We start from the raw sequence: 18,115 nt of genomic DNA on the forward strand, positions 1-18,115 counted from the left end.
ACCCTCTCCTTATACGATTAGTAACCGTTTCATCTCGTCCACTAACTTATTCATATTCACTTCCTCCATCGTTGTCAAAGGAAGTCTTAATTCATTATCAATATAGCCCATTACACTTAAAGCAGCCTTTGTAGGGATAGGATTTACTTCTACAAATAATAAACTGATAAATTTCTTATAAGCCACCTGAAGTCTAATAGCTTCCTTCACATCTCCTGTTTCAAATGCTTTGCACATAGCCTGTGTTTCCTTTGGTACTACGTTAGCTAGTACGGATATTACTCCATGACCTCCACAAGAATAGATTGGTAAAATGTTATCATCATTACCAGACCAAATCTTAAACTCTTCTGATACTAGTCTTTTTATTTCTAATATCTGTGTCATATTACCACTAGCTTCTTTGATTCCAATGATATTGTCTACCTTTGCTAATTCAGCAACAGTTTGTGGGTCAATGTTTACTCCTGTTCTGCCAGGAACATTATATAAAATTGCTGGTAAGGAAGTAGACTTTGCTATTTTCGTGTAGTGTTGAATTAATCCTTTTTGTGTACATTTGTTGTAGTAAGGTGTCACTAGTAATACACCATCAGCTCCAAGTGTTTCTGCTTGTTTCGTGTACTTTATTGCTGCTTCTGTATCATTTGAACCAGTTCCAATAATAACTGGAACTTTCTTATTTGCCTTTGCAACTGCAGTTTTGATTACTGCTTCTCTTTCTTCATAATTTTGTGTTGATGCTTCTCCAGTGGTACCTAGTACTACTAAAGCTTGTGTGTCATTTTCCAATTGAAAATCAATTAATTTTCCAAAGGCCTCTAGGTCTACCTTGCCGCCTTTGAAAGGGGTAATAATAGCAACACCTGAACCATTAAACATAATTTTGCCTCCTTTTTTATTATGCTGAGCAAAGATAATAATATCTAAAATTGTTCTACTTGTTCATGTTTTCCATTGCTTCTACAATTTGAACTGCATTGGTTGCTGCGCCTTTTCTTAAATTATCAGCTACTACCCATAATGATAATGCTTTTGCATTGAATAGGTCTTTTCTTATTCTTCCCACATAAGTGTCATCTGTATTAGCAACTTCTAGTGGAGTTGGATATTCATTTTGTTCTGGGTTATCTACTACAACAACACCTGGTGCATTTGCAAGTATTTCTTTCACTTCCTTCACATCTGGTTCTTCTTTAAATTCAAGGTAGATAGACTCACTATGTCCATAGAACACTGGAATTCTTACTGTAGTAGCATTTACTTCAATATTGCTGTCTTCTAATATTTTATGGGTTTCATACACCATTTTTAATTCTTCTTTAGTAAATCCATTATCATTAAATACGTCAATGTGTGGAATGCAATTGGCAGCAATTCGCCTTGGATACACTTTGTTAGGATAACTTTCATCCTTCATTTGACCTTCTAACTCCACAATTGCCTTATGACCACTTCCTGATACTGCCTGATAAGTGGATACAACGATTTTATTTATGCCATATCGTTTATGTAGTGGCGCTAAAGCCACCATCATTTGAATTGTTGAACAGTTGGGGTTTGCAATAATTCCTTTGTATCCCTCTAACGCATGGGCATTGACTTCTGGTACTACCAAAGGAATACCCTCTGTCATTCTCCATTGGGAAGAATTATCTACAACGATATTTCCTGCTTCCGCTGCTATTGGTGCGAATTTTTCTGATACACCTCCACCTGCTGAAAATAAAAGATAATCGAATTTTTCCTTCATTACTTCTTCCGTTAGCAATTCCACTGTGATTTCCTTACCGTTGAAATCAAATTTTTCTCCTGCTGATCTTTCAGATGCAAATGCTCTTAATGAATCTACAGGTATATTTCTCTCCTTTAAAATTTCCACCATTTTACGTCCTACGGCACCTGTTGCTCCTACTACACCAATTGATAATCCCATTCTTCATTCCCCTTCCATAAACTTGTTATTTAGTTAATTATTATCATCTTCTGAAGATATTAAAAATCTCCTAGGAGTATCCTAGGAGTTTGTTAATGCAATAGTAATATAGACATGTGAACAGCCTACACAAAAATAAATTAAATAAGCCGTTTACTTATCTAAAATCATTGCAATTAACAAATAGCGCTCCATGGATTAGTTTGCCCATGACAGTGATTTAGTTATTCACTAAACCACCAGCTGTTCAACCGACAACTGTTCAACAACTTCGGCACGTCAGCCTTTTTATACCAGTATTGAGGGTTTCCCTCTTAACACCTGCTATATACTCTTCTTCAGTGCACCTCTATTTATTAATTCTATATTTAATTACAATATTAGTTCTGGCCAATAAATTAATAACAATGCTATAAAACATCCATTTACTAACATTGTAGGTAGTGTATCATACTTTCGATGATTCTGTCAACTTTAATTTTATCCTTTGTAAACTTTTATACTTTCTATCTATAGTATGAAATTCTTTATAAAAATGAAACTAACCCTGAGAATTTAGGGTTAGTTTTTTTAGTTCTCATTTTACTCAAAAGTAACAATAGAATCTGGTCGCTTAATTCTTAGTAAAACAGTTTCTAATACTCTCATTTTATGATTTAGCTGTTCTGGTCCAACATATGCAGTTACCATATCTTGCCCTACAACTAAATCCATATTATGAGGTGCTATAGCAACCAGCAGAGCTTTATTTTGGGGAATAACAGGTGATACATACACCTTTCCATCGATAAGTTCCTTTACCCTTGATATTTCTAATACACCAGTTCCTTCCTGCAGTCTCTGCATTTGAGTATACAAGTCAGCACTGGTTACCAGTGCATAGGGTCCATAAATTCCTTTTTCAATAAGCTTTTCTATTCCCTTTGCCACATCGTTAAAAGGATGATCTTCTTTAGACCAGTCTTGTTTTTTGACAATCTGTCTTCCTTTTATATTTAAAAGCCCTGGAGAATCAAACTCTGGACTACCGTTAAATATTAAACTGTCTTCCTTTTTTGCGCATGCTGCCGCAGCTGCAGCTACAGGTGATAAATCTAAAGGCAGTCCCATTTGTTTACTGGTTTCTACGTCTCTCCATGAAATAGAAAGATCTTTATAGATCATAGGAATGGCAACAAATTTTCTCTTTTCAGCAGCTATTTCACAAACTTCACTATCACCAAATAAATCAATTTCTCCCTTTTCCTCAAAATTTAAAGTGTCTAAATGAATCGTTTGAACGCCTGCTCCTAATGGTCCATACATATGCAATATTTTTCTGCCAATTAATTGTTGTGAAGCAACCTTTACCACTTGCTCATCAATTTTTTTCCACGCCTCCTGATTAAATGGAGCATCGTCCCTAAGTAAATAATCCATATTTTTCCCTCCCTTTTATTATTCTAACAAACTACCTACAGTTTTTCTTAAATGATCTTTTTTTTCTTCAGGAATCTGTCCTTCCTCCGCTGCTAATTCCTCCATTAATTCCTTTACTTCCTCTACACCCTCTTCAAAAAATTCTCCTTCCTTTGGATCTAGAATTCTTAGCAGCTCCATCAATTCTCCTACATGAGCCTTTTCTTCATCCCTAATATCCCCTAATATCTTTTTTGCTCTGGGATCGTCTGTCGCTTGGACATGAGCATCGTATACAAAGATAGCCTCTAACTCCCCAGCAATATCTAGCCTTACAGCTTGTATTAGCTCCTCCTTAGATATTTTTCTTGGTACATTTCCACTAAAAGGATTAGCAAAATTTGGCATGACATAAAACCTCCTTATAATTATTGTAAATATTTATCTAACCTAAGTTTACCCAAAAAAAACACAATATCTCACTTTTTATATATTTTACCTTCTATAAAAATATGTATAAATCCTTTATTTCTCTAGTTTTTTCCTTGTCGAAAAATTATTTTTTTTAACCATTTTTTTCTGCATTTTTCCCTATTGTATAGGAGGTTTTTTGATTGTATAATGAATCTATTATTAGATAATAAAAAGAATTATTAATGATTAGGAGGAGTGTTAGTTGAACTTCTGGGAGGCCATTCAGTTTATTGAAAAAAATCATGCGTATGGTACAAAATTAGACCTAGAAAGTATAGGAGAAATCCTACAGCTTTTAGGGAACCCCCACGAACATTTGAAATTTATTCACGTTGCTGGAACAAACGGCAAAGGATCCACCTCTTCGTTTCTTCACAGTATGTTAACTGCTGAAGGATATAAGGTTGGGCTTTTTACCTCGCCACACCTACAGTGCCATACAGACAGGATAAGAATTAATGGCATCAATATTTCTCAAGAGGATTTTGCTTCAATAGCTGAAATTATTTCAGAGAAAATATTGCCCTTAATCGAAAAAGGACTTAATCCACCTGCACTATTCGACATAATGACTTTAATGGCCTTTGTTTATTATGCACAAGAAAAGGTAGACTATGTGATTCTAGAAGTAGGATTAGGCGGCTTAAATGATGCCACCAATATTATTAAAACTTCACTAACATCTGTTATCACGCCTATTGGCATAGATCACATTGATGTACTAGGTAATGATGTTACAAAAATTGCCTATCATAAGGCAGGAATTATCAAATCAAAAGGTATGGTAGTTTATCATTGGCAAGAAGCTGATGTTGAAACAGTCATTCAAGAGGTCGCTTTAGAAAAAAATGCTAAGATTTATTCTCTTCAAGCGAAAGACATAGAGTTAATCCAAACTGATATAAAAGAACAAATATTTCACTTAAATACTTACTTAGGAAATTATGAAAATCTTAAAATAAAAATGTTAGGCAAGCATCAAGTCAATAATGCTGCATTAGCTGTTCTAACATTGCTGGCTTTAAGAGAAAATGATCTTATATCAATCTCCGATGAAAATATTTATCGAGGACTTTATAATAACTTTTGGGCCGGTCGCCTCGAATTACTTCTTCAAAATCCTTATATATTTATCGACGGTGCCCATAATTTACAGGGTTCTGAAGTTTTAAAAGAAGCAATCGAAGAATATTTTGGTAATAAAAAAATAAATATGGTTATTGGCATGTTGAGGGATAAGGATGTCGAAGGTGTATTAAATACCTTAATTCCCTTATGTAGTAAAGTAGTTTTTACCAGCCCCAATAGTACAAGAGCTATGGAACCTGAAGAATTATACAACAATAGTCGATTGTTTGGTAAGGAAACTTCCATTATCCCTTCTTTAGAGGAAGCCGTACTCTACGGACTTCATAATACTGCCATAGATGAAATAACTATATTTACTGGTTCCCTCTATCTCATTGGTGATGTGAAAACGATTTTATTGAACTATCTGAATAACGAAAAAGAAGCTAGTTAAAAAAATACAGACTGTTCAAAAGCCTTCAGATTCAAGACGCAAGAAAACCCAGCGACCGAAGCGTATACATAAATAGAGTTGTTAGCCATCGGGTAAATACGTAAGGGGGCTGGGTTTTCAAAGCAACGAAGAAGATGGAGGTTTTTCAACAATCTAAAGCTACTGATCAGTGGCTTTTGCTAATAAGATTAGGATATAGTAAAAACGCGAAGAAAAGTCTTCGCGTTTTTAGCTTAATAATAAAAATCATGATCTCCAATTGTTTGCATATATTTCCTGTTAGCAACAATCCAAAAATTTGTAGCTTTTCTAGGGTTTAGAAAGTACAAGGCTTCTCCTACAGGTCTAGCCCCATTTAACACTTCCGTAGCTGCCTGTACACTATCCTTTCCAGGAGTGTTATAAATAGTTCCATCTATTACTGGTGAAAATTGAGTGTATCCATTCTGCTTATCAAAGACAACCCCATAAATAGAGTTAGGGAAATTACCACTACGTACTCTGTTTAAAATAACATTCCCTACAGCTATCTTTCCTTGATATGATTCCCCTTGTGCTTCTGCATGAATAATTCGACTTAGCCAATAGATATCATCATCTCTTTGACTCCCTCTTGAAACACTCTGATTAGTATCTGATGATGCTATATTTGAAACTTGAGATGCTTTTTTCGTTTGAATTACTTGTCCAACTTGAATCATATCATTTTTTAAGCTGTTCATACTTATTAATTCGTTAATGGTAGTATTGGCCCTTTGAGCGATCAGAAACAAAGTATCTCCATTTTTTACAGTATAACGTTCCCCAGTGATTGGAGACATATCTACTATAGGTACAGCATTATTGTTTTTATTAGCTCCAGTGACTATGCTCTTTTCTGTCTCAGAGTCATCTGAGGTAGACAATAAAGCATTCTCCTGCACTTTCTCCCTTAAGTATTTTTCTTCCTTCTCTATTTCTTCCTCAGTTGCTTCCTCTTCAGCTATTTCTTCATGATCTGTTAGATCCTCTTCAATTCCAGTAACGATTCCTTCTATATCTGTATTAGGAGCACTTGCTATCTGAATTGAAGCTACTATCATGACCATAAAGGCTAAGACTAACAAGCCAGTAGTTATTTTTCTCGATTGAATCTTCATATACACCAACCTTTCTTATGTCATCCTAAAATTTTAGCATAAGTAAGATAGGGTGTATATGTTTTAAGGGATTGTAAGATTTGGTAAGGGGGAAGCCCCTTAAAAGCTATGGCTTACATGCTGTTTACCAATATCTTGTAATTGATGACATCCTGCCATAATCATGGTTTCCTTTAACTCCTGTCCTACTTTTTGGGTATAAATCTCTACCCCTTCTCGTCCCCCACCATAGGCAGCTATTGCATAAGGCCTTCCAATTAATACTGCATCTGCTCCCATAGCCAATGCCTTAAATACATCAATTCCATCTCTAAAACCGCCGTCAATAAAGATCTTTAACTTTCCTCCCGCTGCTTTCACGATCTCCGGTAACACTTCTATTGTACTTAAAGTATGATCTAGAACTCTTCCACCATGGTTTGATACCACGATTCCATGAGCCCCCGATTCTAGGGCTTTCACTACGCCTCCAGTCGTCATAATTCCCTTTAAGATTACCGGAAGCTTTGTGGAGGAGGTAATTTCCTTCAATTCTTCTACAGACTTTGTTGCAACAGGTTTACCAAGCATAGCTAATACAACTAATCCTGCTGCATCGATGTCAATAGCAACTGCAGGAGCTCCTTTTTCTTCAGCCTTTTTAATTTTTTTAATAATTTCTTCGTTTTTCCAGGGCTTGATTGTAGGTATACCCATCCCTTCATTATCACCAATAACTCCTAATGGAACATCATAATATTCATCCTTTACACCATCTCCAGTACAGCCTAAAACTCCAGCGTTAATACATCCTTCGATAATAGCTTGAGAGTAGGTTAGGTCATTTAAATAGTCGTTATAATTCATATCTAACCCTCCAATAGGAGCCGCCAAAATAGGAAACTTGAGAGTTTTACCAAATAGACCGATAGAAGTATCTATCTCCTTTGTTGGTACAATGGTATCTAAGTGGATTTTTACTTCATTTATTTTTTCTCGATTGCGAATAAAACCTGCTCCCGTACCCTTTCCCCCTACCCCTGGTACCTCTCCTTTACAGGCGATTCCATTACATTCCTTACATACCCTGCATTTTTTTGCAAAAATTTCTCTTGCGTTGTTCAAAACATCAGTGTAATTCATTTTCATCTCTCCATTCTTACAAAATTTGTCTATATTTTATTGTTCTTCCAAAGAATAGATATCTGTTCTTCTATGTTTCAGTAAAGGAAGCTCTTGTCTTACTTTTGCAACATAGTCTAAATCAACTTCCCCATAAATGATGTCCTCTTTTTCCTCCGTAGTGGCTACCACCTCTCCCCATGGACTCATAATTGTTGAAAATCCATAAGCATGATAGCTGGATTCCATATTTCTAGCAGGTGAAGCCGCAACAAAATACACTTGATTGTCTATAGCTCTAACTTTAATGGTTTCATGCCAGTGGGCAGGCCCTGTTGTAGTATTAAAGGCAGCTGGCACCACAATTACTTCAGCTCCTTTTAATGCCATTAATCGCATAAGCTCTGGGAATCTCATGTCATAGCATATAGCAACACCGATTTTACAATACTCCGTGTCTACCACCGTTACTTGCTGACCATAGTCGACAATATCTGATTCCTTAAAGGTTATTTTCCCTTTAACGTCAATGTCAAACAAATGCATTTTCCGATGACTACCAATTAGTTCTCCTTCTCTATTGAAGATAAAAGAAGTATTATAAATCTTATCCTTTGTTTTTTCCGGTATTGATCCTCCTATAATATACACTTGCAAGTCCTTAGCTAGACTAGAAAGCAGGTTTGTTGATTCTCCTGGATAATCTTCCGCCATCTGAGTCATACAATCATTATTATATGGAGAATTAAATATCTCAGGTAAAACAATCACTTCTCCTCCTTGGGATTTAGCTTCACGTATCATCGCTTCCGCCTTTTTTAAGTTTCTTCCTTTGTCTTCTGTAACAAGTATTTGACACACTGCTATTTTGAACTTCTTCATTCTTTTCACTCCTCCATGAAAACAGTTTAGTATATTATTCTTCATAAATTAAATATTTCCTGTTTAACATTAAAAGAACTAAAAGCAAAATCTTTTCTTTAATTAGCTATTATTTTATGATAGTATAATAGCATCTAACCTATTGTATTGGAGGGAATAGTTATGAGAAAAGTGTTAGGAATAATATATTTTATACTTTATGGTGTATATGTTTATGTCGTTGCGATACCAAAGGTTAACCGTTTAGATAAAGCAGGAGCTATCCAGGAAAAGAGAAAATATACTGACGAAATTAGTAAACGTTGGGGGCAAATATTAATTGGTGCTACTGGAAGTACGGTAGAAGTAATTGGTTTAGAAAACATCCCTCAAGAAGGGTCTGTATTGTTTGTAAGTAATCATCAAGGTTACTTTGATATACCTATCTTGTTACAATATCTTCCAAACCCTCTTGGATTTTTGGCTAAAATAGAAATCAAAAAATGGCCTGTTATAGGGAAATGGCTTCTCTGTCTTGAAGGCGTGTTTATTGATAGAAATGACATACGTCAGTCCTTAACTGCCATTAAGGCTACTACGGAAACATTAAAGTCAGGTCAGTCCATCGTAATTTTTCCTGAAGGCACAAGAAGTAAAAGTAGTGAATTAGGTGCATTTAAACCTGGTAGTTTAAAACCTGCTCAAAGGGCAAATGTTCCAATTATTCCGATAACTATTGAAAATACTTATAAAATATTAGAAGCAAATAACGATCGGGATCTAAAACCTGCTCATGTAAGGATCACCATTTCTCCTGCTATTGATGTCAATGATGTATCTAATGACAACTCTGGTGACTTAACAACTAAAGTTTTTCAGGTTATACAAAGTCATTTATAGCAAAAGAGTTATACCTGTTATTATAATAAGCACTTGAACTTACTTTGAAAATCCATTTGTGAATTATGAGGTGCTTTTATGAAAAGAAATATTTCTATTTTTATTTTCTGTACACTATTTATATACCTCATTATGTTGGCTGTATATGTTTTTCTTTTGTCAGCCTCCTTTAAGCTTGAACATGGCCTTCTTATTATTTCTTTTATGACACTGGTAACATTAAGCATATGCTACGGCACCTATCGTTACTTAACATTAAGCATAAGAATACAAAATATGAATCATGCAAAAACTAAAGAGATTTTAGAAAGCGTTAATGAAATCAGCAATTCTGTTCTAACCATTGAAAATACACAACAGCTTTTCCAGTTGATTCTTGAAAAGGCTGTAAAATGCATAGATGATGCAAAAATGGGTAGTCTGTTGATATTAAATGATCATAATGAATTAAAATATAAAGCTATGGTAGGATATGATTTTGAGAAGTTTAGAAAGGTAAACCTAAAATTAGAAGATTGTTTTCTATACAAATATAATGATGGTGATACCACAAAAGCTTGTATCATAAGAAATGTAGAGGAATTCGACAAGAAGAACTTAAATAAAGAAACTTATGAGAAATTGCATAATGCAGATGCGTTTATCACGAAAGCAGCAATAAGTGCTCCTATCAAAGTAGATAACAAATTTTACGGCATGATCAATGTAGACAGTGATAAATGCGATGGCTTTACTGATATAGATATATCCTTTATAGAATACTTTGCAAATCAAATAAGTACTGTTATCAAAAATCATGAACTACTAGAGAAAATGCTGTATTTGTTAAGGCATGACAATTTAACAGACATCTACAACCGCTATCATTTCGAAGAATTATTTGAGTCCACATTTAATAGGGCAGAGAGATACAATGAATCTTTTTCCCTAGTTATGTTTGATTTAAATAATTTAAAAATGACTAACGATACCTTTGGACATCAGATAGGAGACCAGCTTATCCAACGGTTCGCAGAAGGCCTTAAAATGAACGCTAGAAAAACCGATATTTTTGCCCGTTTTGGTGGCGATGAATTTGTAGCAGTTTATCTATATGCAGATCATGACGATGTTAAGCGTATCACTGATAACCTTAATAAGTACTTTTTAGAAAAACCTTTATGTGTTCACAATATGTGTATATCTATACAATTTAGCTATGGTATAGCTCATTTTCCTTCCGATGGAGGCGATATGAAAACACTGTTAAAGGTTGCAGATGACAGAATGTATCTTCATAAAGACAAAATGAGACTTAATTCATAAGTAGGCAACCGGAAGTTAGGTTTTCAACTTTCGTGTTGATCACTTAGTTTGTTTATCTATAAGTAGGCAACCGAAAGTTTGGTTTGTCACTTTCGTGTTGGTCACTTAGTTTGTTTATCTAGAGAGAGGTTTTGCTCCCTCTGAATTATAGCCGAATTTACTTTCAGGATGTGGCGAAGGAGAAATATAAGTTTCACAAAAAATGATCCATTCCCCATAAATCAATGGATTATTTTTTTGATACATAGGGGTTGTCTTTAATATAGTATCTCCAGGGAAAATCTATGGCTTCCTCAGCATAATCAATATTGATGCGGGTTGTGGTGACTATTGGATGCTTTATCTTTTCTTCAGCTTCAGCGATATATAGCTTTTCTCCACAGAGATCCATTTCATTATGATCCTTTGTAATCCCCATAGCAATACAGAGCTTACCCGGTCCATCTGTTAGGTTAATAATCTGCTTTTTCGATATTTCTTCTAGCTTTTTCCCATATCTATTTCCCACCATTTTTTCTATACCTTCCATTGGCTCAATAGCTCTAACCAATACAGCTGCTGCCTTACCATTTTTCTCTGTAACAACATTGAAGCAATAGTACATACCATAAATTAAATAGACATAAGCTATCCCTGGAGACCCATACAAGACTTTTGTTCTATTGGTGACTCTATTATTATAGGCATGACAAGCCTTATCTATATCCCCAATATAAGCTTCCACCTCAACAATTTTCGCAACTAATCTTTCACCGTCTGTATGATGAATTAGATATTTTCCCAGCAAATCTTTAGAAACTTCTAATGTATCTCTATCATAAAAATCTCTAGATAGCTTTTTCATTCCTTTGCCTCCCCCGTCAAAAAATATTCCCTCTATGATTATATCATTTATTTGCTTTTTTTGTCCCCGTGGCTCCCTTTGTATCAATTTGATGCATATCCTTTCCTATTTTACCAGATCTATTTTCTTCACGTTTATTTTTGCCAATTGCCTTTGTCACAGTATCACCTCCTATTTATTATAGTATGAAACAGTAGGGTTTGTCCTATACTATTGTCAGCTATTCTTCAACAAATTCACCTTCATTTTCCGTCGAAGTCCTTTGATAAATTACTGCATTTACTTATGACTATATACAATTCCTCCTTTTTGGGTTTTTACTACAGATATATGCTTATATATCTTAATACACTAAGGCCTATATCTATAGATAGCGGTTTATCTATAAAGGAAAGCCCTAAATTTATACGGTTTCTAGTTCAATGATATACATAATAAGATAATCATATCTATAGAATTTTTCTATTATACCTTGAAGTATCATTAAATAATTTAATTGTTAAATATATAATTATCTTATTATAATTAAATTGGAATATATTTCAAATAGGAGGTAGTAGAAACATGAAGGATGATAAAGTTAAAATCGTTGCATCCGGTGGATTAATCGGAGTTTTAGCAGCACTTCTTGTGAAATTTGGGAACCCTGTGAACATGGGGATATGCGTAGCATGTTTTTTCAGGGATATCGCGGGTGGATTAGGATTACATAGGGCTGCTGTGGTACAGTATTTGAGACCTGAAATTCCTGGTTTTATCTTAGGTTCCTTTGGTATGGCAAAGGCTAAGGGAGAGTTTAAATCTAGAGGTGGATCTTCACCATTACTTCGCTTTATATTAGGATTTTTCTTAATGGTTGGTGCCTTAGTTTTTCTAGGTTGTCCTTTAAGAATGATCTTGCGTCTTGCTAATGGTGACCTCAATGCCCTTGTGGGTTTGTTTGGCTATGTAGCTGGTATTTGGATAGGGATCCAATTCTTAAAGCAAGGCTTTACCTTAGGAAAAAGCACAAAACAAGCTGCTGTTTCTGGTTATACCATGCCTTTCGTGGCAATAGCACTTTTAATCTTATTATTAACTGCACCAGCTTTTATCTTCTTTAGCGAAAGTGGCCCAGGTTCTATGGCAGCACCAGTTGTTTTAGCATTAGGAGCTGGATTAGCCGTTGGTGCTGTGCTGCAAAGAACTAGACTTTGCACAGCTGGTGGTATCAGAGATATTATGCTCATTAAAGATTTTCATTATCTTTGGGGACTTATTGGTATATTCATATTTGCACTATTGGGAAATCTTATTTTCAATTTTGAAACCTTTAAAATAGGCTTTGAGGGTCAACCCATTGCCCACAATGATCATCTCTGGAACTTTCTTGGAATGGCGTTAGCTGGTATTGCAGCAGTATTATTGGGAGGATGCCCATTAAGACAATCCATCTTAGCTGGTGAAGGAGATACCGATGCAACTGTAACTATTTTCGGTTTAATGGCAGGTGCTGCCTTTGCCCATAACTTTGGTTTAGCAGCCAGTCCTCAAGGGGTTGGACTGAATGGCAAAGTAGCTGTTGTTATTGGTTTAGTTATCGTTTTATCTATTGGTTACGGGGTCCTAAAAGCTACAGCTGAAATAAAAGCTAAAGGAGGTGTTGGCGCCAATGTCTAATATTGTTGATGCAAGAGGCAGATCTTGTCCCGAACCGGTTGTAATGACACGAAAAGCTATTGAAACCTATTCAGGAGGAACCATACAGGTATTAGTAGACACAATGGTCGCTGTAGAAAACATCAAGCGCTTTGCAGGAAATCAGGGTTTTCTTGTAGAAGTATCAGAAACAGATGAGGAGTATTCTCTGTTTATAAAGAAATAGGTGATTGTTTTGAAGAATTATTATTGTGTCCTAACCTTTCATACTACCCATTACGCCTTAAATACTGAAAAAGTATTAAAGGAAAGGAACGTGCCTGTAAAATTAATGCCTGTTCCAAGACAGGTTAGTTCTAGCTGTGGTATAGCTGCGGAGTTCCCCTGTGAAGAAAAGGAAAAAATTTTATTGCTTTGTAAGGAGTACCATATCGAATTTGATGATGTTCATCAAATCGAAAAAGATAGCAAAAACAACTGGTTTACAAAGCTAATAAGCATGAATAAGTAATTATCTCTAAAAGTATAGGAAAGATTCTACATTTTCCTATACTTTTAAGATGCTGTAAAGCCACTTTCACGATTTAAAACCTCTCTAGTTTGGAATGAAGAACGTAGAGAGGTTTTTATGCCATAAGTTTTTTTATACCAATCCCAGTAATCTTACAGTTTGAGCTACAATGAAACAAACCACAATTCCCGCTACTGTTGGAATCATAAAGGAAGCGAAGGTCCATTTTTTGCTCTGAGTTTCTCTCCTAATGGTTAAAAGCGTGGTTCCACATGGAAAATGCATTAGTGTAAAAATCATAACCGATACTACTGTTAACCAGGTCCATCCATTAGTTAACAGCAATTCTCTCAAAGCCTCTATGCTATCTAGCTCTAACATAGCACCTGTTGACATATAACTCATAACAATAATTGGAATGACAATTTCATTAGCAGGTAACCCTAGAATGAAAGCCATAACAATATAACCATCCATGCCAATTAATTGAGCAAAGGGATCTAGCAATGCTGCACCATGGTCCAATATGCTTACATCTCCAATCATTATATTTGCCATAATCCAAATGATTACACCTGCAGGAGCCGCCACCATCACCGCTCTACCTAATACAAATAAGGTTCTATCTAGTATAGAACGAACTATAATTCTTCCTATCTGCGGTTTTCTATAGGGAGGTAATTCCAATGTAAAGGAGGAGGGTAATCCCTTCAAGACCGTTTTGGATAATATCTTTGATGTAACTAATGTCATAATAACACCTAACACAATTACTCCCAGTACCATCATGGTTGCAACAATAGATTGTGTAATGCCTGCTGCTGCTCCCCCTATAAATATTAGTGCCATAGATATCAAGATAGGAAATCTCCCATTACATGGCACAAAGTTATTGGTAATGATGGCTATTAGCCTTTCCCTAGGGGAGTCAATAATTCTACAGGCGATGATTCCTGCTGCGTTACAGCCAAACCCCATACACATGGTTAATGCCTGCTTGCCATGAGCGCAAGCCTTTTTAAAGAAATTATCTAAATTAAATGCTACACGAGGTAAATAGCCTAAATCCTCCAGCAAGGTAAATAACGGGAAGAAAATTGCCATAGGAGGTAGCATTACTGATACAACCCACGCTAAGGTTCTATAAACTCCAAGAACTAAAATTCCATGAACCCATTCAGGCAGTTGCGTGTTTAAGAAAAAGTTACTTAAATGCCCTTCTATTGTAAAAAACAGAGTAGCTAAAGCTTCCGAAGGATAATTGGCCCCTTGTATCGTAAGCCAAAAGACTACACCTAATAATGTTATCATAATAGGAATTCCAAAGATTCTAGAGGTTAATACACTATCAATCTTTCTGTCTAATTCATTATATTTTTCATTTTCAACAAGGACAATTTTTCCATATACCTTTTCTGATAATTTCACAATCGATGCTACTATTTCATCTTGAATCTCCTGTTGTTGTAGATTTTTTCCATTTATTAAGTCTTCTATTCTTTTTAAAGTAGTCTCTAAACCATTTGCATCAACTATATGTTCTTGTAAAAAAGTATTTAATGACTGCCGTATACTATGATCTCCATTAAGTAATTGTAATGCCACCCACCGACTATTAATCTTGCCCTCTACTACTTTATCTACTTCTTCTTCAACCGTTTGTAATAGTTCTTCAATATCCTTTTTGTACTGCAGTTTTATCGGTTTTGCAACAGTCTCCCCTAAAGCTACACTTTCTATAGCATCTTTTAGTTCTCCTAGTCCTACACCATCTCTGGCATTAGTTCCCACCACTGGAATCCCTAAAGTCTTAGATAATGCTTGCAAGTTCACTTGAATTCCTTTTCTTTTGGCCTCATCCATCAAATTTACACAAAGGACAACCCTATCCGTTATTTCTAATATCTGGAGTACCAAAATTAAGTTTCTCTCTAAACAGGTGGCATCTGTTACCACTATCGTTGCCTGTGGCTTGCCAAAGCATATAAAGTCCCTCGCTACCTCCTCTTCTACAGAGTTTGCCAACAAAGAATAAGTACCTGGCAGGTCAACCAATACAAACTTTTTATCCTTATGGCTGTATCTTCCCTGTGCATTTGTAACAGTTTTTCCTGGCCAATTTCCTGTATGTTGATTAAGTCCTGTCAAGCTGTTAAATACAGTACTTTTCCCAGTATTAGGATTACCTGCTAAAGCAATCACTACTTCATCTGGAGACTCTAATTGTACATTAAACATTTCATTAAGAACCTGTTTACCAGTTGATTGATGTGTAAGCCCCACGCTTTATCCCTCCTATTCATTGATCATTGCCTCTACTAGTATTTTAGATGCTTCTTCTGATCGTAGAGCAATAACAGTACCTCTAATTTCATAAGCTATTGGATCTCCTGAAGGACTTTTCCTTAGAGATTCCACCTTTGTGTCTGTGATTAGTCCTAAATCCAGCATACGTCTTCTCGCATTTCCTTCTGATATCAGCTGCCTTACCTTTCCAAAGCCACCTATAGGCAGTAGGTGTAAAGGAATTAGTTTTTTATCCATAAAAAATACCTCCTTACAGGAATAATGTTGTTCATGGGAAAGAAATCTTCCTACCACCAATATATGAGAAATATATGAAATGTGTTACGAATATAATGTAAAAAGATGTATAGATTTTAATATAATAATAAAAGAGGTGTGATTCTACATGAATAATAAAGAAAAATATCATACTGTCAGAGGCTATGAATTGCAAAAACGAGGTCAAAAGTTGTTAACCCATAGTATGGAGGATTATCTCGAGATGATTTACCGTACTTCTATGAAGGAGGGGTATGTGAGGATGAACGTACTAGCACAACAACTAAACGTACAGGTCTCCTCTGCTACCAAAATGGTGCAAAAGCTAGCGAGTGTTGGATTGGTAGACTACAAAAAATACGGTATAGTCCATTTAACTGATAAAGGTAAAGAAATTGGTGCTTTCCTCTACAATAGACATAACATTGTTCTAGAATTTTTAAAGCTTTTAGGAGTTGAGGAGAAGATTTTAACCAATACAGAAATGATAGAGCATGGAATAAATATTCATGTGCTAAAGTATATTGATTTATTAAACCAATTTTTCAAGAGTCATCCTGACATAGAAGAGAAATTTAAAGAGTATAAAATTAATCACAATCACTTGTGATTTGACAGTATATTTCAATGATTCTAATAAATATCCGTTAATTTATTGACAACCCTCTTAAAATACACTAAACTATATATAAAATAAAAACTAAATATCTCCGAGCCTAACTTCCTAAAGAGTTTATTACTTTATGGAAATTAGGCCTATAGGGTGTACTTGGAAACAATTACGCCTCCCATTGTGGAAAGGAGTTCTATGATAGCAGTTGTCGCTGTTATCTATAGCGCCTATGCCTTCCTAAGGCCTTTTTTTGTGATAATAATTCACAGACTCCTTCCCTAGTTAGAAGGTCTTTTTTATTTATAGGAATAAGGAGGTGAATAGGTAATAATTAGTAGCTACATAAAAGAATAGCATCAAATTAACTATAAATTAGAAACGGGGGATGAAAAATGATTTTTAAAAAAAGTAAAACTTTATCCATAATGATTTTTATGTTAGTATTAATGATAATATTTGTCGGATGTACCAAGCCACAGGAGACAGTTACACCAGAAACACCTGCTGAAGACATATCTATTGAAGAAAATACAGCACCTGAAATCACTAACAAAACCCTACTTCTATCTACCACCACCAGTACAGAAAATAGCGGATTATTAGACTATATTCTACCAATATTCACTAGAGAGACTGGTATAAAAGTAAAGGTGGTGGCAGTAGGAACTGGACAAGCACTCCAAATGGGCAAAGATGGAGATGCTGATGCACTGTTGGTTCATGCAAAGGCTTCTGAAGAAGAATTTGTTGCAGAAGGTCATGGTCTTGAAAGATTTGAAGTGATGTACAATGATTTTGTGCTGCTAGGGCCAGATGAAGATCCAGCAGATGTTTTAGCCAATGCACCAAAAGATATATTGGCAGCCTTCAAATTGATCCATGATAAAAAGCTAACCTTTGTTTCCAGAGGAGATGATTCTGGTACCCATAAAATGGAATTGACTCTTTGGAAAGAATTAGGACTTGAACCTTCAGGCGACTGGTATGTTGAGGCTGGACAAGGTATGGGTGCCGTTATCCAAATGACGGATGAAATGCAAGGTTATACCCTAACTGATAGGGCAACTTATTTATCTATGCAGAGTGACCTAGATTTAACTGTTGTTACTGAAGGAGATACTCAGCTATTCAATCAATATGGTATAATAGCTGTAAATCCAGATAAAAATGACAAAATTAATGCACCAGCTGCTGAAGTATTTATTCAATGGATGTTATCTGATCAGGGGCAGCAATTAATTGGAGAGTTTGGCAAAGCTGAATTTGGACAATCACTATTTATTCCAAATGCAAAATAGATAGGAGGAA

Annotated in this window: 18 protein-coding genes and 2 riboswitches; of the genes, 8 read left to right on the plus strand and 10 right to left on the minus strand. The window is 35.4% G+C overall.

Translation table 11 applies throughout. The features are described 5' to 3' along the window. Positions 1 to 9: 9 nt before the first annotated feature. From dapA to CHB72_RS03860, 4 genes are all read right to left on the minus strand, one after another. Entirely contained in the window at positions 10 to 882 is an 873-nt protein-coding gene (gene dapA / locus CHB72_RS03845) for a 4-hydroxy-tetrahydrodipicolinate synthase (RefSeq protein WP_089281555.1), read from the minus strand. Between the two features lie 55 nt (positions 883 to 937). Next, a complete protein-coding gene (locus CHB72_RS03850; protein WP_089281556.1) occupies positions 938 to 1,936 on the minus strand; it encodes an aspartate-semialdehyde dehydrogenase in 999 nt (332 codons plus the stop codon). 176 nt (positions 1,937 to 2,112) lie between these two features. Then, positions 2,113 to 2,296: riboswitch (Lysine riboswitch) on the minus strand. A 222-nt stretch (positions 2,297 to 2,518) separates the two neighbouring features. Continuing rightward, entirely contained in the window at positions 2,519 to 3,355 is an 837-nt protein-coding gene (locus CHB72_RS03855) for a family 1 encapsulin nanocompartment shell protein (protein ID WP_089281557.1), read from the minus strand. A gap of 18 nt (positions 3,356 to 3,373) precedes the next feature. Continuing rightward, positions 3,374 to 3,742 (minus strand): demethoxyubiquinone hydroxylase family protein, encoded by a 369-nt coding sequence (locus CHB72_RS03860; protein ID WP_242975027.1) that lies wholly within the window; start codon positions 3,740 to 3,742, stop codon positions 3,374 to 3,376. A gap of 268 nt (positions 3,743 to 4,010) precedes the next feature. On the opposite strand from CHB72_RS03860, the gene CHB72_RS03865 reads away from it, so the two are divergent. After that, a complete protein-coding gene (locus tag CHB72_RS03865; RefSeq protein WP_089281558.1) occupies positions 4,011 to 5,330 on the plus strand; it encodes a bifunctional folylpolyglutamate synthase/dihydrofolate synthase in 1,320 nt (439 codons plus the stop codon). A gap of 233 nt (positions 5,331 to 5,563) precedes the next feature. On the opposite strand, the gene CHB72_RS26975 is transcribed toward CHB72_RS03865, so the two are convergent. The 3 genes from CHB72_RS26975 to CHB72_RS03880 all read right to left on the minus strand — a co-directional run bounded on the left by CHB72_RS26975 (position 5,564) and on the right by CHB72_RS03880 (position 8,452). Further along, positions 5,564 to 6,469 (minus strand): cell wall hydrolase, encoded by a 906-nt coding sequence (locus CHB72_RS26975; protein ID WP_207652491.1) that lies wholly within the window; start codon positions 6,467 to 6,469, stop codon positions 5,564 to 5,566. Positions 6,470 to 6,568: 99 nt separating this feature from the next. Further along, a complete protein-coding gene (locus CHB72_RS03875; RefSeq protein ID WP_176431179.1) occupies positions 6,569 to 7,591 on the minus strand; it encodes an alpha-hydroxy-acid oxidizing protein in 1,023 nt (340 codons plus the stop codon). Positions 7,592 to 7,627: 36 nt separating this feature from the next. Continuing rightward, entirely contained in the window at positions 7,628 to 8,452 is an 825-nt protein-coding gene (locus CHB72_RS03880; RefSeq protein WP_089281560.1) for a carbon-nitrogen hydrolase family protein, read from the minus strand. A 162-nt stretch (positions 8,453 to 8,614) separates the two neighbouring features. On the opposite strand from CHB72_RS03880, the gene CHB72_RS03885 reads away from it, so the two are divergent. Next, positions 8,615 to 9,331: a lysophospholipid acyltransferase family protein gene (locus CHB72_RS03885; RefSeq protein ID WP_089281561.1), complete on the plus strand. Its 717-nt coding sequence runs from the start codon at positions 8,615 to 8,617 to the stop codon at positions 9,329 to 9,331. A gap of 78 nt (positions 9,332 to 9,409) precedes the next feature. Further along, entirely contained in the window at positions 9,410 to 10,636 is a 1,227-nt protein-coding gene (locus CHB72_RS03890; protein ID WP_089281562.1) for a sensor domain-containing diguanylate cyclase, read from the plus strand. 229 nt (positions 10,637 to 10,865) lie between these two features. Here CHB72_RS03890 and CHB72_RS03895 read toward each other — a convergent pair whose 3' ends face one another. Next, positions 10,866 to 11,480, minus strand: coding sequence for a DNA-3-methyladenine glycosylase (locus tag CHB72_RS03895; RefSeq protein ID WP_089281563.1), 615 nt, complete (start codon positions 11,478 to 11,480; stop codon positions 10,866 to 10,868). Between the two features lie 564 nt (positions 11,481 to 12,044). On the opposite strand from CHB72_RS03895, the gene yedE reads away from it, so the two are divergent. Genes yedE through CHB72_RS03910 form a run of 3 tightly spaced genes read left to right on the plus strand, consistent with a single transcriptional unit; the run spans position 12,045 to position 13,629 of the window. Continuing rightward, on the plus strand, positions 12,045 to 13,139 hold the full coding sequence (gene yedE / locus CHB72_RS03900; RefSeq protein ID WP_089281564.1) for a YedE family putative selenium transporter: 1,095 nt from the start codon (positions 12,045 to 12,047) through the stop codon (positions 13,137 to 13,139). Next, entirely contained in the window at positions 13,132 to 13,344 is a 213-nt protein-coding gene (locus CHB72_RS03905) for a sulfurtransferase TusA family protein (protein ID WP_089281565.1), read from the plus strand. Before yedE ends, CHB72_RS03905 begins: the two co-directional genes overlap by 8 nt. Further along, entirely contained in the window at positions 13,345 to 13,629 is a 285-nt protein-coding gene (locus CHB72_RS03910) for a DUF3343 domain-containing protein (protein WP_089281566.1), read from the plus strand. Positions 13,630 to 13,761: 132 nt separating this feature from the next. On the opposite strand, the gene feoB is transcribed toward CHB72_RS03910, so the two are convergent. Continuing rightward, positions 13,762 to 15,912 carry a ferrous iron transport protein B gene (gene feoB / locus CHB72_RS03915; protein ID WP_089281567.1) on the minus strand — a complete coding sequence of 717 codons (2,151 nt, stop codon included), beginning with the start codon at positions 15,910 to 15,912 and terminating at the stop codon, positions 13,762 to 13,764. Between the two features lie 12 nt (positions 15,913 to 15,924). Continuing rightward, positions 15,925 to 16,173 (minus strand): FeoA family protein, encoded by a 249-nt coding sequence (locus CHB72_RS03920; RefSeq protein WP_089281568.1) that lies wholly within the window; start codon positions 16,171 to 16,173, stop codon positions 15,925 to 15,927. 148 nt (positions 16,174 to 16,321) lie between these two features. Between CHB72_RS03920 and CHB72_RS03925 the strand changes: the two genes are divergently transcribed. Further along, the gene (locus CHB72_RS03925) at positions 16,322 to 16,804 is read left to right on the plus strand and encodes a metal-dependent transcriptional regulator (RefSeq protein WP_089281569.1); all 483 of its coding nucleotides are present in this window, start codon (positions 16,322 to 16,324) and stop codon (positions 16,802 to 16,804) included. 86 nt (positions 16,805 to 16,890) lie between these two features. Then, positions 16,891 to 17,014, plus strand: a riboswitch (molybdenum cofactor riboswitch). Between the two features lie 185 nt (positions 17,015 to 17,199). Continuing rightward, on the plus strand, positions 17,200 to 18,105 hold the full coding sequence (locus CHB72_RS03930; protein ID WP_176431181.1) for a substrate-binding domain-containing protein: 906 nt from the start codon (positions 17,200 to 17,202) through the stop codon (positions 18,103 to 18,105). The last annotated feature ends 10 nt before the right edge of the window (positions 18,106 to 18,115 follow it).

It is taken from the genome of Anaerovirgula multivorans (genome assembly GCF_900188145.1).
GTDB classification, from domain to species: domain Bacteria; phylum Bacillota; class Clostridia; order Peptostreptococcales; family Natronincolaceae; genus Anaerovirgula; species Anaerovirgula multivorans.

Bases quoted from the DNA above. Each gene is read 5' to 3' on its own strand.
- CHB72_RS03925 (WP_089281569.1), top strand. From the start codon at position 16,322: ATGAATAATAAAGAAAAATATCATACTGTCAGAGGCTATGAATTGCAA.
- CHB72_RS03895 (WP_089281563.1), bottom strand. From the start codon at position 11,480: ATGAAAAAGCTATCTAGAGATTTTTATGATAGAGATACATTAGAAGTT.
- CHB72_RS26975 (WP_207652491.1), bottom strand. From the start codon at position 6,469: ATGAAGATTCAATCGAGAAAAATAACTACTGGCTTGTTAGTCTTAGCC.
- CHB72_RS03855 (WP_089281557.1), bottom strand. From the start codon at position 3,355: ATGGATTATTTACTTAGGGACGATGCTCCATTTAATCAGGAGGCGTGG.
- CHB72_RS03875 (WP_176431179.1), bottom strand. From the start codon at position 7,591: ATGAATTACACTGATGTTTTGAACAACGCAAGAGAAATTTTTGCAAAA.
- CHB72_RS03905 (WP_089281565.1), top strand. From the start codon at position 13,132: ATGTCTAATATTGTTGATGCAAGAGGCAGATCTTGTCCCGAACCGGTT.
- dapA (WP_089281555.1), bottom strand. From the start codon at position 882: ATGTTTAATGGTTCAGGTGTTGCTATTATTACCCCTTTCAAAGGCGGC.
- CHB72_RS03880 (WP_089281560.1), bottom strand. From the start codon at position 8,452: ATGAAGAAGTTCAAAATAGCAGTGTGTCAAATACTTGTTACAGAAGAC.
- CHB72_RS03930 (WP_176431181.1), top strand. From the start codon at position 17,200: ATGATTTTTAAAAAAAGTAAAACTTTATCCATAATGATTTTTATGTTA.
- CHB72_RS03850 (WP_089281556.1), bottom strand. From the start codon at position 1,936: ATGGGATTATCAATTGGTGTAGTAGGAGCAACAGGTGCCGTAGGACGT.
- yedE (WP_089281564.1), top strand. From the start codon at position 12,045: ATGAAGGATGATAAAGTTAAAATCGTTGCATCCGGTGGATTAATCGGA.
- CHB72_RS03890 (WP_089281562.1), top strand. From the start codon at position 9,410: ATGAAAAGAAATATTTCTATTTTTATTTTCTGTACACTATTTATATAC.
- CHB72_RS03860 (WP_242975027.1), bottom strand. From the start codon at position 3,742: ATGCCAAATTTTGCTAATCCTTTTAGTGGAAATGTACCAAGAAAAATA.
- CHB72_RS03885 (WP_089281561.1), top strand. From the start codon at position 8,615: ATGAGAAAAGTGTTAGGAATAATATATTTTATACTTTATGGTGTATAT.
- CHB72_RS03920 (WP_089281568.1), bottom strand. From the start codon at position 16,173: ATGGATAAAAAACTAATTCCTTTACACCTACTGCCTATAGGTGGCTTT.